The sequence below is a fragment of the Mangrovicella endophytica genome, from assembly GCF_002893625.1.
GTDB lineage: Bacteria > Pseudomonadota > Alphaproteobacteria > Rhizobiales > Rhizobiaceae > Mangrovicella > Mangrovicella endophytica.
Map to the genome: position 1 here is coordinate 1,060,364 of NZ_PKMZ01000001.1, position 12,438 is coordinate 1,072,801.

The 12,438-nt window shown below is 65.1% G+C and carries 14 protein-coding genes; 8 read left to right on the forward strand and 6 right to left on the reverse strand.

Features of this window, described 5'->3' with window-relative positions:
- The first annotated feature begins 34 nt into the window (after positions 1-34).
- Complete coding sequence (locus tag C0R46_RS04840) at positions 35-997, forward strand: AEC family transporter (RefSeq protein WP_102958400.1); 963 nt, start codon at positions 35-37, stop codon at positions 995-997.
- Here C0R46_RS04840 and C0R46_RS04845 read toward each other — a convergent pair.
- Entirely contained in the window at positions 962-2,182 is a 1,221-nt protein-coding gene (locus C0R46_RS04845) for a UbiH/UbiF family hydroxylase (RefSeq protein ID WP_245413404.1), read from the reverse strand. The genes C0R46_RS04840 and C0R46_RS04845 overlap by 36 nt on opposite strands.
- Before the next feature lie 153 nt (positions 2,183-2,335).
- Between C0R46_RS04845 and pcsA the strand changes: the two genes are divergently transcribed.
- The 5 genes from pcsA (at position 2,336) to C0R46_RS04870 (ending at position 6,538) form a co-directional block, all read left to right on the forward strand.
- Positions 2,336-3,073 carry a phosphatidylcholine synthase gene (gene pcsA, locus C0R46_RS04850; protein ID WP_102958617.1) on the forward strand — a complete coding sequence of 246 codons (738 nt, stop codon included), beginning with the start codon at positions 2,336-2,338 and terminating at the stop codon, positions 3,071-3,073.
- A gap of 39 nt (positions 3,074-3,112) precedes the next feature.
- Positions 3,113-4,087, forward strand: a complete 975-nt coding sequence (locus tag C0R46_RS04855) for a quinone oxidoreductase family protein (protein ID WP_102958402.1) — start codon at positions 3,113-3,115, stop codon at positions 4,085-4,087.
- A gap of 44 nt (positions 4,088-4,131) precedes the next feature.
- Complete coding sequence (locus C0R46_RS04860) at positions 4,132-4,614, forward strand: hypothetical protein (protein WP_102958403.1); 483 nt, start codon at positions 4,132-4,134, stop codon at positions 4,612-4,614.
- A 320-nt stretch (positions 4,615-4,934) separates the two neighbouring features.
- The gene (locus tag C0R46_RS04865) at positions 4,935-6,023 is read left to right on the forward strand and encodes a sensor domain-containing diguanylate cyclase (protein WP_157944559.1); all 1,089 of its coding nucleotides are present in this window, start codon (positions 4,935-4,937) and stop codon (positions 6,021-6,023) included.
- Positions 6,024-6,211: 188 nt separating this feature from the next.
- Entirely contained in the window at positions 6,212-6,538 is a 327-nt protein-coding gene (locus tag C0R46_RS04870; protein WP_102958405.1) for a DUF3307 domain-containing protein, read from the forward strand.
- Between the two features lie 156 nt (positions 6,539-6,694).
- Here C0R46_RS04870 and rpsU read toward each other — a convergent pair whose 3' ends face one another.
- Positions 6,695-6,991: a 30S ribosomal protein S21 gene (rpsU, locus tag C0R46_RS04875; protein WP_102958406.1), complete on the reverse strand. Its 297-nt coding sequence runs from the start codon at positions 6,989-6,991 to the stop codon at positions 6,695-6,697.
- 331 nt (positions 6,992-7,322) lie between these two features.
- Positions 7,323-7,535: a cold-shock protein gene (locus C0R46_RS04880; RefSeq protein ID WP_102958407.1), complete on the reverse strand. Its 213-nt coding sequence runs from the start codon at positions 7,533-7,535 to the stop codon at positions 7,323-7,325.
- A gap of 451 nt (positions 7,536-7,986) precedes the next feature.
- Here C0R46_RS04880 and adh point away from each other — a divergent pair, with 451 nt between their 5' ends.
- Positions 7,987-9,507: an aldehyde dehydrogenase gene (gene adh / locus C0R46_RS04885; protein ID WP_102958408.1), complete on the forward strand. Its 1,521-nt coding sequence runs from the start codon at positions 7,987-7,989 to the stop codon at positions 9,505-9,507.
- A 77-nt stretch (positions 9,508-9,584) separates the two neighbouring features.
- Complete coding sequence (locus C0R46_RS04890) at positions 9,585-9,935, forward strand: DUF779 domain-containing protein (protein ID WP_102958409.1); 351 nt, start codon at positions 9,585-9,587, stop codon at positions 9,933-9,935.
- Positions 9,936-10,022: 87 nt separating this feature from the next.
- Here C0R46_RS04890 and C0R46_RS04895 read toward each other — a convergent pair whose 3' ends face one another.
- The 3 genes from C0R46_RS04895 to C0R46_RS04905 are packed head-to-tail and all read right to left on the reverse strand — an operon-like array spanning position 10,023 to position 12,294.
- On the reverse strand, positions 10,023-10,244 hold the full coding sequence (locus C0R46_RS04895; RefSeq protein ID WP_102958410.1) for a hypothetical protein: 222 nt from the start codon (positions 10,242-10,244) through the stop codon (positions 10,023-10,025).
- Positions 10,241-10,648, reverse strand: coding sequence for a diacylglycerol kinase (locus tag C0R46_RS04900; protein WP_102958411.1), 408 nt, complete (start codon positions 10,646-10,648; stop codon positions 10,241-10,243). Before C0R46_RS04900 ends, C0R46_RS04895 begins: the two co-directional genes overlap by 4 nt.
- Positions 10,645-12,294 carry a phosphoethanolamine transferase gene (locus tag C0R46_RS04905; protein ID WP_102958412.1) on the reverse strand — a complete coding sequence of 550 codons (1,650 nt, stop codon included), beginning with the start codon at positions 12,292-12,294 and terminating at the stop codon, positions 10,645-10,647. Before C0R46_RS04905 ends, C0R46_RS04900 begins: the two co-directional genes overlap by 4 nt.
- Positions 12,295-12,438: the final 144 nt, after the last annotated feature.

The following is a 12,438-nucleotide window of genomic DNA, read 5'->3' on the forward strand; positions in this document are numbered from 1 at the left end:
AGCGAGAGTTCCGCCTCGCGCCGGATAGAAGTTCATGATTGCCATCGTCGGGCTGATCTCGCCCTTTTTCGCCTTGATCGCGCTCGGCTTCCTGGCGGGACGCGTCGCCAAGCTGCCGATCGACGGCTTGGCCTGGATGAACCTCTTCATCGTCTACGTCTCTCTGCCGGCGCTGTTCTTCCAGCTCCTGTCGAAGACGCCGGTGGAGGAACTCGCCAGCGGAAGCTTCGTCATCGGGACGACCGCGGCGACCTTCGCCGTTTTCGCTGCCGGGCTTGCGATCGCTCTGCTGCGCCGCGCCGGACTGCCGGCCGCGACGATCCAGGGTCTCGCTGGAGCCTATGGCAACATCGGCTATATGGGGCCGGGTCTTGCGCTGGTCGCACTCGGCCCGAAGGCCGCTGTGCCGGTTGCGCTCGTCTTCTGCTTCGACAACACGCTGCACTTCGTCATGGCGCCGCTGATGATGGCGCTGGCCGGCGGGCGCAGCGACGGCTTGGGAGCGCTGGCGAAGGGCGTCGCCGTGAAGGTGTTCACCCATCCCTTCATCCTGGCAACCATCGTCGGGATCGGCGCGGCGATCGTTGGATTGCGTTTGCCGGAGCCGGCTGACCGGCTTCTGGCTTTGCTGGCCGCCGCGGCGGCGCCCTGCGCCCTGTTTGCAATGGGCGTGACCCTGGCGCTGCGCCCGCTGCGGCGTGTCCCCATCGAGCTGTCCACCATCGTGCCGCTCAAGCTCGTGCTGCACCCGCTGGCGGTCTGGTTGGCGCTCGGTCTCATCGGTGGCGTCGATCCGCTCTGGATCAAGGCCGCCGTGCTGCTGGCGAGCCTGCCAACGGCGACCAACGTCTTCGTCATTGCGCAGCAGTACCAGGTCTGGGTGGAGCGTGCGTCTGCTGCGGTTCTCGTGACGACGGTCGTCTCCGTCGCGACCGTCACCACGATTCTCTATCTTCTTTCGTCAGGCATGCTCCCAGCCGATCCGTTCGCGCACTGAGCGCGGCAGGCCGAGGAGCCCGGCACCGGGCGACAGACCCTCGCGCACGGCAAAGCGCCGCAGCGGCGCAATCGCGGCGAGCGCGGAAAGGCCGAGCGTGCGCCCGACCTGCACGGGAAGGAAGTCAGCCAGCAGCGAGCGGTTGAGGACGTGGACGCCCGCCGTGCGCGAGACGACGTCGCCGCGCCGCGCCGCTTCATAGCGGGCGAGGACGCTTCGCGAGCCCGGATCGTCGCGGCTGTCGGAGACGGCGCGGATGAGGCTCTCGACATCCCTGAGGCTGAGGTTGAAGCCCTGCGCGCCGATCGGCGGAAAGATGTGCGCCGTCTCGCCGACCAGTGCGACACGATCGCCGGCAAAGCGCGTCGCGGTCGCGCCCGACAGCGGATAGCGCTGCACCGGCCCGTCGATCTCGACTGCACCGACGAGCGAATGCATGGCGTCCTCGACGATGCGGGCGAGGCGCTCCCGCGGCATGGCCGCATAGCGCTCGGCAAGCTGCGGCTCCTCCACGAAGACGATGCCGGATCGCATGCCCGGCAGCGGCACCTGCGCCAGCGGTCCCGGCCGCCGATGGAATTCCGTCGAGATACGGCCGTGCGGCAGCGTATGCGCGATGTTCATCACGACGGCGGCCTGTGGGTAGGCCCAGCGCCGCACCGCGATCCCCGCTGCGTCGCGTATCATCGAATGGCGCCCGTCTGCTGCCACGGCCAGCGCCGCGCTGTAGCTGTCGCCGTTATCGAGTGTCACGGTGACGCGCTCGGCCTCGAACGAAACGGCCGTGGCCGCGGCATCGATGATCTCCAGCCGATCGGCGAGCGATGCCGCACGCGCACGCAGGCCCTCGAGGAGATCCTCGTTGGTGATGTTGTAGCCGAAGGCGAGAAGATCGACCTCGGCGGCCGCGAACTCGACAGTCGGTGCCTTGAACAAGCGGCGGGTATCGTCGACGAGGCGCATCACCTCCATCGGCTCGCCCTTGTCCTTGAGGACGTCGAGCACGCCGAGATCGGCAAGGAGAGCCACCGAGCGGCCGAGAAGCGCAGTCGTGCGTCCATCCGCCCGCTCCGAACGCGGCGCCACCAGCACCGTATCGAAGCCGGCATCGGCGAGGCCGATAGCCGCTGCATAGCCCGCCAGGCCGCCGCCGACGACGGCCACGTCTCTCTTCATCCTCGTCATGTCGTCACTCTCTGAACGCTGGCAGCCGGCAATTCCGGGTGAAGTGCCGACGCGCCTATCCTTTCACTTGGATTCCGCAGATACGACCGATACACCCATTGGCAATGATTGGCTGCACTGCAGCAGCCGCTGCATGCGACATATCGGAACGTGATGGTTCAGCCGGTAACGAAACTTGAGGAGTGGCGAGCCTTCGCCGTGCATCTGTTGACGGCGAGCGGTGCCTTCTGGGCCTTCATGTCGCTGATCGCTGCGGCCGAGGAGCGCTGGGTCGCGATGTTCGCCTGGCTCGGCGTCGCGCTTCTGGTGGACGGAATCGACGGGCCGATCGCCCGGCGCATCGAGATCAAGCGCGTTCTGCCGAACTGGTCGGGCGACCTTCTCGATTCCATCATCGATTACACGACCTTCGTCGTGATCCCGGCGGTGGCGCTGTACCTCTCCGACTTCATCGGCAAGCCCTGGTCCTTCGTGGCCGCTGCCTTGATCGTCATCTCCAGCGCCATCTACTACGCCGACACGCGGATGAAGACGAAGGACAACTTCTTCCGCGGCTTCCCTGTTTGCTGGAACATGGTGATCTTCACCTTCTTCGCCATCGAGCCGAACGCGACCTTCGCCTTCGTCTTCGTGGCGCTCTGCGCCGGCGCCACCTTCCTGCCGATCAAGTTCCTGCATCCGGTCCGGGTCGAGCGGCTGCGGCCACTGAACCTCGCCGTCTTTGCGGTCTGGTCGGTGCTCGGCATCGTCGCGCTGTTCTACGGCTTCCACGCGCCGCTCTGGATCAAGACCGGCATCCTCCTGTCCGGGCTCTACCTCCTTCTGATCGGTGCGGTGATCCAGCTGGTCGACAAGGTGCGCGGCCGCGGGGCGGACGGACAAGCGGTCTGACGAGGTCGATCAGGACAACGGAAGAAGAGGACGCGTGAGATGACCAAGGCGATCGTCGTTCACGAAACCGGCGGCCCGGAGGTTCTGCGCTGGGAGGATCGCGATCCAGGCCGGCCGGGTCCGGGCCAGATCCTCGTCCGCCAGACCGCCGTCGGGCTCAACTTCATCGACGTCTATTTCCGCACCGGCGTCTACGCTGCGCCGAAGTTTCCCTATGTGCCCGGCGGTGAAGGCGCAGGCGTGGTCGAGGCCGTCGGCGAAGGCGTCAGCGACATCGCGGCCGGCGATCGTGTCGCCTATTGCGGCGCCAGCGGCACCTATGCCGAGGCGATCGTGATCGATGCCGCGATTGCCGTTCCTGTGCCTGACGCGATCGACGATGCGACCGCCGCATCCATCATGCTGAAGGGGATGACGGCGGAGTACCTGCTACGCCGCACCTTTCCGGTCGGCCCTGAAACGGTTCTCCTGTTCCATGCCGCCGCCGGCGGCGTCGGCCTCCTGGCCGGGCAGTGGGCCAAGCATCTTGGCGCCACGGTGATCGGTACGGCCGGCTCGCCGGAGAAGTGCGAGCTGGCGCGCCGGCATGGCTACGACCACGTCATCGACTACTCCAACGAGGATTTCGTCGCGCGGGTACGTGAGATCACCGAGGGACGCGGCTGCGACGTCGTCTATGATTCCGTCGGCAAGGACACTTTTCCCGCGAGCCTCGACTGCCTGCGCAGGCGTGGCCTGTGGGCGAGCTTCGGCCAGTCCTCCGGCAAGCTGCCGCCGATGGACGTCTCGATCCTCAGCCAGAAGGGCTCGCTATTTGCGACCCGCCCGACGCTATTCAGCTATAACGTCACGCGTGAGGATCTCCTCGCCTCCGCTGATGCTCTCTTCGACGTCGTCTCGTCCGGTGCGGTCAAACCTCTGATCGGCCAGCGCTTCAAGCTGTCCGACGCCGCCGAGGCGCATCGCGCGCTTGAGGGACGGCGCACGATCGGCGCGACCGTGCTCGAGGTCTAGTCGCGAGGCGTGCCGCGGGCGAGTGAGGATCGGGAGGAAGACAGATGACCAAGCGATTGGTGGCCGCTCTGGCTGTTACGGTGGCGCTGGCCAGCTGCACGTCGTCCTTCAAGAGGCCGACGCTGCCGCGTGTCGACTTCAGCAAGCTGCAGCCGCGTATTGACCTGTCAAAGCTTCGGTTGCCGCGCTCGCGCAAGCCCGAGCCCCTTCGCCCGGTCGCGCCACGTCCGCTGACGCCGATGGAGCGGCGGGGCGTCGAGGCCGGTGTGCGTGCGGCCTATGAGGAGCCGGATACCGTGCGCTTCCATCGGTTCAAATCGGGGATTACAGACAAGGGAACACTGGCCGTCTGCGGGCTGGTGAATACGGAACTGCCGGATGGCAGCTCCACGAATCTCCGGCTGTTCCGCGGTGAGGGACAGCTCCGCATGGACGGCGGGGTCGACTTCGTCGTCGGCGAGATCGCGGGCGCGAACTCCGACTCACTCGACGTTTTCGCCGCTTGCCGGGATCTTGGCCTTGTCTGATCGAAGGTTCGCCTATCAGCGTAGCGGCAGTCACATGGAAGCGGGGCGGCAGCAGCAAGGCGGCGGCCGCGACGCAACATGCGAGTCATCAGCTATCGTCTAGATGATAACGGCTTTGATCAGCAGCAATAAAGCCGATGAAAACTTGTGTTAAATGATGCTGATCACGCACCGTTGATTGAACAAGCAAGCATCATCGATCCATTGCTGTCGATCGGAGCGTCATTTCCTTAGCCTTTCCGGCGTAAAGCTGTTGCATGCGACGCCCGCCTGCAGCGAACACCTCTCGAAGCCTTCCCACGCCCTCCGTCGACGATCAGGTGCGGGACGAACTGATTTCGCTTCTCTTCGCTGCACGCGCTCCCCTTGTCATCATCGGCAGCGGCGTGGCGACCAGTGCAGCGCTGCTCGCCTACCAGCAGCTTGATGTCACCTTCGCTGCCATCGCAGCGCTTGCAGCGCTCGTCACCGCCGGTCGGGTTGTCTTGGCCACCGCCTATCGACAGCAGCGCCATGCCCTGTCGATGCAGGCCTGGGAGCGGATCTACGCGGCTGGCAACTTCAGCATCGCATCCCTGATCGGCCTCTTTGGCGTGCATGCGCTTCCGTCGGACGTCCCGCTGAGCCACCTCCTGGCGACGGGCGTGCTGTTTTCCTATGGTGCGGGCCTCGTCGCGCGCATCTCGGTCCGGCCGTGGATGTGCTACGCCAGCCTCCTCATTGCAGCCGCGCCCTTTCTCCTGACGATGGGTCTTCACCCGGACGCGGCAACGTTGCCGCTCGGCGCGCTGATCCTCTTGATGCTCGGCGGCAGCCTCGGAACGGTCGCGCATACCCGCCGCATCACCGAGGAGCATATCCGCACCCGGCTCCGCTTTGCGGATCTGGCACGGTCTGACCTTCTTACCGGTCTGCCCAATCGTTTGTTGCTCGAGGAAAGGCTGGAGGAGGCGATCGCCGGCCTCAGCGGCGACCGCCGGGTTTCGCTGCTCTTCCTCGACCTCGATCACTTCAAGGAGGCCAACGACCGTTTCGGCCACCATGTCGGCGACCTTCTGCTCCGGGAGGTCGGCGTGCGGCTTCAGGCGCTGATCCGGCGGAATGATATCGTGGCAAGGCTGGGGGGCGATGAGTTTGTCGTGCTGCAGACACTGGAGGGGAACGACAGCGAAGCCGAGATGACGGCGCGTCGGATCGTCCGCGGCATGCATGAACCCTTCGACGTGGACGGTCATGAGATCCATGTCGGTGTCAGCGTCGGAATAGCGGTCGCCCCTCGCAATGGACTCGATCCCGCCGCTCTGCTCGCGGCAGCCGATGGAGCGCTCTACGAGGCGAAGCGGCGCGGACGCGGGACCGTCAGCTTTGCCGGCAGCGGTGCGCCGGCCAGCGTGGCGCGAACGGTATGATCGCGTCTCCAGGCTCCGAAGAAGCTGCGGGAAGCGGGAGTGGACGGGGCGTCGCGCGGTGGGCGGCCTTGACTCCGAAGCCGTAAAGTCGCGACTGTCGGTGACTTGCGGCCTTCAGGTTCGCGTTAGAGTTCGTCGCGAGCCTTAGAGGCTCGGCGGCAAGGATCTTCTGTAAGGGAGAAGCGCCAATGTGGGAATCGGCTGTGCCGATCCTCCTGCTGATGATCAGCGGGCACTTCGTTTGCGACTATCCCCTGCAGGGAACATTTCTAGCCAGCGCCAAGGTGCAGGGGCCGCTGCGCCTGTGGCACCTCTTCGGCCATTCCGCGATCCATGGCGGCGCCGTTGGGCTCATTACCGGATCGACCGTGCTCGGGATCGCCGAGACGCTCGCCCACATGATCATCGACGAATTGAAGACGCGCGGCGTCACCAGCTTTGCAGCCGATCAATCGCTCCATATGGCAAGCAAGGTGATCTGGATTGCGCTGCTGGTTCTGGTGCCGCTGCGCTGAACTCGACCGGGTCAGCGCTGCCAGACGGGAGCAACGGCTTCCTGTGAGGGCAGGGCGGCCTCGGCGCCCTTAAGCCTCAGGCAGACAACGCTGCGTCCGCCGGAAGCGAGTCGGCCAGGTGCCGACCCGCCACGTCTTCTTGGGTAGAATGGCTGCTTAGATCGCAGCCGGGGCGCCTGCACCGGCACCAGCGCCAGCACCCGGACGGGCGCCGCGAGCGCCGCGCTGCGGCTTCGGCTTCGGGCCGGCGATCAGGCCTTCGCGCTGAGCCTGCTTGCGGGCGAGCTTCTTGGCGCGGCGGACGGCTTCCTGCTTCTCGCGCACGCGACGCTCCGACGGCTTCTCGTAGGCCTGACGCGCCTTCATCTCGCGGAACACGCCCTCGCGCTGAAGCTTCTTCTTCAGGACGCGGAGAGCCTGGTCGACATTGTTGTCGCGGACGAGAACCTGCATGATGTCTCCTGTCTAAGCCGCCGCCAGGGCGCCCGGCTTGCTGAATGAGTGAACGTCGAAAAGCAGCCGGACCGAAGAGGCCCGCCTGCCGGGTCTGTGCTGGCGCCGCCACCGAACCGCATCATGCGATCATCGGTGTCGAAGCTTGAGGTCTCACATGCGCTTTATGAGCGGGTGCGGCATCCGGTTCATCGAAGAATCGGTCCCACCCGCCGGTAAAGAGCAGAAGGCCCCGCATCCTCCTAGAGGAGCAGGGCCACTCAAAGCAAGATGCTTCGACTGCAATATTTGCATCAAGGCGCCGGAGCCGGCCCGGCGCCAAGGCTGGTCCTCAGCCGATCGGGCGCAGGTTGGCCGCAGCCATCTTGCCGCTACGACGGTCGGCGACCAGCTCGTAGGAGACCTTCTGACCATCCGTCAGGCCGGTGAGGCCCGAGCGCTCGACGGCGCTGATGTGGACGAACGCGTCGGCGCCGCCATCATCGGGAGCGATGAAGCCGAAGCCCTTCTGAGAATTGAACCATTTCACGGTTCCCGTAGCCATGGGAGACCCTTTCACGAGGCATGGAGATCGACCGGTCCGGCTTCAACCGCAACCGCGTATGGAATCGACAGATTGGAGGAAAACCTTTGAACGAGCCGCTGAATCAGCGAGAGGCCCAAAACTCCGGCCGCTTATCGACGCGCTCAATATGGCTGCCTCGTCGAGTCCTGGCAAGATCGGCCGATGCGCGATTGATAAAATCCGCGACATGGGCGCCCGTGACCCATCCGCTCAGGGTCGCCGAAGCCCTCCGGCCGCCGGGTCCATCGGGACGGAAATCCGGCAACCCCTATGCGTCCGGCAGCAGTACCTTCGTCTAAGGCGCGCAGCGTTGACGGATGAAGCGGACAGGCGCAGGTTGAATCCGCCTTAGCAAGCGTTACTCGGCAGCCTGGGAGAGCTGCCGCCGGTCGGCGCCGCGTGCCGAGTCACCACCACGGGGAGGAATCACATGTATCAGCAAGCTATCGAACAGGTCTCCAAGAAGGTCCTGATCCGCGAGCGCTACGACAACTTCATCGGCGGCAAGTGGGTCGCGCCGACGGACGGGCGCTACTTCGACAATCCGAGCCCGGTGACCGGGCAGACGCTCTGCAGCGTCGCTCGTTCCTCCGCTGCCGATATCGACCTCGCGCTCGACGCCGCTCACAAGGCGAAGGAGAAGTGGGGCAAGACCTCGGCTGCCGAGCGCGCCAGGCTTCTCAACCGTATCGCCGACAAGCTGGAGGAGAACCTCGATCTCCTTGCCATGGTCGAGACGCTCGACAACGGCAAGCCGATCCGGGAGACGACGCATGCGGACCTGCCGCTCGCGATCGACCATTTCCGCTACTTCGCCGGCTGTGTCCGTGCCCAGGAAGGCGCGATCTCCGAGATCGACGAGGATACGGTCGCCTATCACTTCCACGAGCCGCTCGGCGTCGTCGGCCAGATCATTCCGTGGAACTTCCCGCTGCTGATGGCGGTGTGGAAGCTCGCCCCGGCGCTTGCGGCTGGCAACTGCGTGGTGCTGAAGCCGGCCGAACAGACACCATTGTCCATCATGGTGTTTGCCGAACTCATCGCCGACATCCTGCCCGAGGGCGTCCTCAACATCGTCAATGGCTTCGGCCTCGAGGCGGGCAAGCCGCTGGCGCAGTCCAAGCGCATCGCCAAGATCGCCTTCACCGGCGAGACCACCACCGGCCGCCTGATCATGCAGTATGCGTCGGAGAACCTCATCCCGGTGACGCTGGAGCTCGGCGGCAAGTCGCCGAACATCTTCTTCGCCGACGTCATGGACGAGGATGACGACTTCTTCGACAAGGCTCTGGAGGGCTTTGCCATGTTCGCCCTCAACCAGGGCGAAGTCTGCACCTGCCCGAGCCGCGCGCTCGTCCATGAGTCGATCTACGACCGCTTCATGGAACGCGCCGTCGCCCGCGTGAAGGCGATCAAGCAGGGTCACCCGCTCGATCCCACCACGATGATCGGCGCGCAGGCCTCCAACGAGCAGATGGAGAAGATCCTCTCCTATCTCGACATCGGCCGCCAAGAAGGCGCCGACGTCCTGACCGGCGGCAAGCGGGCCGATCTCGGCGGCGAACTCAGCGGCGGCTTCTATATCGAGCCGACCATCTTCGCCGGCCACAACCGCATGCGGGTCTTCCAGGAGGAGATCTTCGGTCCGGTGGTTTCGGTCGCCAAGTTCAAGGACGACGCGGAGGCGCTCTCCATCGCCAACGACACGCTCTACGGTCTCGGCGCCGGCGTCTGGACGCGCAACGGCACGCGCGCCTACCGCTTCGGCCGTGCCATCCAGGCCGGACGCGTCTGGACGAACTGCTACCACGCCTATCCCGCCCATGCGGCGTTCGGCGGCTACAAGCAGTCCGGCATCGGGCGTGAGACGCACAAGATGATGCTCGACCACTATCAGCAGACCAAGAACATGCTGGTCAGCTACTCGCCGAAGGCGCTCGGCTTCTTCTGAGAGCCGGACGCCACCGACATGGAAGGCGGCGCCGGCCTCGTTGCAGGCGCCGCCCTCGGCATCGATGGAGGCAGACGATGAACAAGGTAACCGCAACGCCGGAGGCCGTTGATTTCCTCGCCGAGATCATCGCCGATCATGGACCGGTGCTGTTCCATCAGTCCGGCGGCTGCTGCGACGGCTCGTCGCCGATGTGCTATCCGCGTGACGAATTCCGGATCGGGGAAGGCGACGTGCTGCTCGGCCATATCGGCGGCGACACGCCGGTCTATATCGGCGGGGCGCAATACGAGGTCTGGAAGCACACCGACCTCATCCTCGACGTCGTGCCGGGGCGCGGCGGCATGTTCTCGCTCGACAACGGCCGCGAGCGCCGCTTCTTGACCCGCTCGACCGTCTGCGCAGTGCCGGGTGAGGCTTCGGCCTGAACCAGCGCGTGAGCGGCACGTCAGGGCTCTTCGCAGTGGCCGACGCGTCGGCGCGAGAGATGGCCCGGCGACGAGACCGCCGGGGCGTCACCGCGTGGTGATGAAGGCGACCGTCAGCGAGAAGGCGACACTGGCGAGAACGAGTCCTGCCATCACGATCAGCGTCAGCCGATCATCCGCTGCCCCGTATGCGTGGCTCGTATCCTCGCCCTTGCCAGGCTCGCCCGACCCGCCGGCGTGCCGTGCCTCGCGGCAGGACGCCGGCATCTCGATCGATCCCTGGCGATCGATGTCGTTGCGCCCGATCATCGCAGCAGCACCGCCAGGTCGGAATGGGCAACGACCAGCGCCGCATGGGCGAGATTTGCCAGGATGAGGCAGGCGACGGCGAAGGATCCCAGATCCTTCGCGTGCTTGGCAAAGGCGGACCAGTCGGGCGACAGGCGGTCGACGATCAGTTCGATGGCAGTGTTGACCGCCTCCGCGGCTGCGAGCAGGAGCAGCATGATCGACTGCCAGATATAGGCGTCGGCTGGCACGCCCAGCACGGCAAACATCGCCAGCAGCGCTCCACCCAGCAGGATTTCCTGCCGGAAGGCCGCTTCCCTGAAGAGGTAGTGCAGGCCTGCTGCGGAATAGCCCGCCGCGCTGACGAGATGCGAAAAGCCCGTCTTCTTGGCGATCGGGGCGCGACAGGGTGCCGCGCTTCTCATCGCGACGCACCTTTCATGGAGAAGGCGAGATGCTTCTCGCCCGGCCGGCTGCGGCAGGCGGCAAAGGCATCGAGCTTGGCGTCGTAGACCTGCGTGGCGACGTCGGCCAGCCCCAGCAGCGTGTGGAAGAGATTGTCGTGTGACAGCGGCTGGTCGCGCAGCTGGGTGACGCAGTCGCCATCAAGGCCCGACGCCTCTTTGTAGGCGCCGGAGAACCACGCGATCATGGGCACATGAGTCTGCGTGGACGGCGCCATGAAATACGGCATGGCGTGCAGGTAGATGCCGTTTTCGCCAAGCGACTCGCCGTGGTCGGACACATAGAGCATCGAGCTTGCGAGGTCCGGCCGGCTGTTCAGGAGATCGACGATCTCGGCAAGGACATGGTCGGTGTAGAGGATCGTGTTGTCATAGGCATTGACGATCTCCTCCCGCTTGCAGTCGGCGAATTCGGCCGTGCGGCAATCCGGACGGAACGTGCGAAAGCCATCGGGATAGCGGCGGTAGTAGGAGGGCCCGTGGCTTCCGAGCTGGTGCAGAACGATCACCGTGTCGCCACGCGTCCGGGTCAGCTCGCCCCGCAGTCGATCAACGAGGATGTCGTCAAGGCATTCGCCGCCGCGGCAGAAGCGCGGATCGTAGCTGTCAGGCAGGAATTCATAGGGGACCCGCGCCGCGACCCCCATCGAGCCGGTATCGTTGTCGAACCAGCTGACCTTGGCGCCACCACGCTGCAGCACGTCGGTGACGTTCTCGCTCGACCGGGCGCTGCTGGAGGAATAGCCGGCACGCGTCAGGTTCGAGAACATGCAAGGGACCGACACGGCCGTCGAGGTTCCACAGCTCGAGACGTTCCGGAACGAGGTGACGCCGCGTGTCCGAAGTTCGGGCGTGGTGTCGCGGCTGTAGCCGTTCAGCCCGAAATTCAAGGCTCGGGCCGTCTCGCCGATGACGACGACCGTCACCATCGGCCGACGCGACGCCGTGGCTCGTTCGCCCGGATGCGCGTCCGTGCCGAGAGGCTTGGCGACGATGTCGCGCTCCGCCATCTGGCGCTTGACGTATTTGACCGTCGCGACGAGGGGAGCTGCCGGATTGAAGGTGCCCAGCAGATCGCCATGGTTGCGGAAGGTGGAGGAAAAGGCGGGGTAGCAGAGCAGCGTCAGAGCGAGCGAGACAAGCAGGCTCGGAAAGACCACGAGGCTGTTCTGCCTGAACTTGGCCCACCAGGTGCGATGCTCGATCTTCACCATCAGCAGGAGCGCGGACGGCAGGAGGCCATAAGCCACAAGATGAAGAAGGAACCGGGAGGTCAGCAGTTGACCCGCTTCGGTCGAGGTGGTGAGGGCGACATTGGCGATCATCTCCCGGTCGATCATGATCCCGAAGCTGTCGACGAAATAGGATGCAACCGCCGAGACGAGGATAACGAAGATCAGGAGCGGCTTGACCACGAACTTCACAGACAAGCTGACCAGAGCCGCCGTCATCAGGAGGAAAAGCGCGGTGCCGAGCGCAGCCAGCTGATATTCGTGACCGTCTAGATAGACGGCGCCCTTCCGCCAGAACGTACGGTTAAGCACGATGATGACGTACAACGAGACAAGGATGATGACCGGGACGGTCTCGAGGGTAGGGCGTTTCATGCGCATCAATGCTGGGCCTGCAAGCGAACGGCGTGAGCTTGGTGCAGCTTAGCGGTGCATCCTCGTCGCCACGTCGCCGGAACTATACGGTTTGGTATATTTGGGAATCATCGCGCCTCTCCCCCTTGCGGCGCTCTGCCGCCA

Coding starts and splice junctions, on each gene's coding strand:
- C0R46_RS04840 (WP_102958400.1), top strand. CDS start 35: ATGATTGCCATCGTCGGGCTGATCTCGCCCTTTTTCGCCTTGATCGCG.
- C0R46_RS04845 (WP_245413404.1), bottom strand. CDS start 2,182: ATGACGAGGATGAAGAGAGACGTGGCCGTCGTCGGCGGCGGCCTGGCG.
- pcsA (WP_102958617.1), top strand. CDS start 2,336: ATGGTTCAGCCGGTAACGAAACTTGAGGAGTGGCGAGCCTTCGCCGTG.
- C0R46_RS04855 (WP_102958402.1), top strand. CDS start 3,113: ATGACCAAGGCGATCGTCGTTCACGAAACCGGCGGCCCGGAGGTTCTG.
- C0R46_RS04860 (WP_102958403.1), top strand. CDS start 4,132: ATGACCAAGCGATTGGTGGCCGCTCTGGCTGTTACGGTGGCGCTGGCC.
- C0R46_RS04870 (WP_102958405.1), top strand. CDS start 6,212: ATGTGGGAATCGGCTGTGCCGATCCTCCTGCTGATGATCAGCGGGCAC.
- rpsU (WP_102958406.1), bottom strand. CDS start 6,991: ATGCAGGTTCTCGTCCGCGACAACAATGTCGACCAGGCTCTCCGCGTC.
- C0R46_RS04880 (WP_102958407.1), bottom strand. CDS start 7,535: ATGGCTACGGGAACCGTGAAATGGTTCAATTCTCAGAAGGGCTTCGGC.
- adh (WP_102958408.1), top strand. CDS start 7,987: ATGTATCAGCAAGCTATCGAACAGGTCTCCAAGAAGGTCCTGATCCGC.
- C0R46_RS04890 (WP_102958409.1), top strand. CDS start 9,585: ATGAACAAGGTAACCGCAACGCCGGAGGCCGTTGATTTCCTCGCCGAG.
- C0R46_RS04895 (WP_102958410.1), bottom strand. CDS start 10,244: ATGATCGGGCGCAACGACATCGATCGCCAGGGATCGATCGAGATGCCG.
- C0R46_RS04900 (WP_102958411.1), bottom strand. CDS start 10,648: ATGAGAAGCGCGGCACCCTGTCGCGCCCCGATCGCCAAGAAGACGGGC.
- C0R46_RS04905 (WP_102958412.1), bottom strand. CDS start 12,294: ATGAAACGCCCTACCCTCGAGACCGTCCCGGTCATCATCCTTGTCTCG.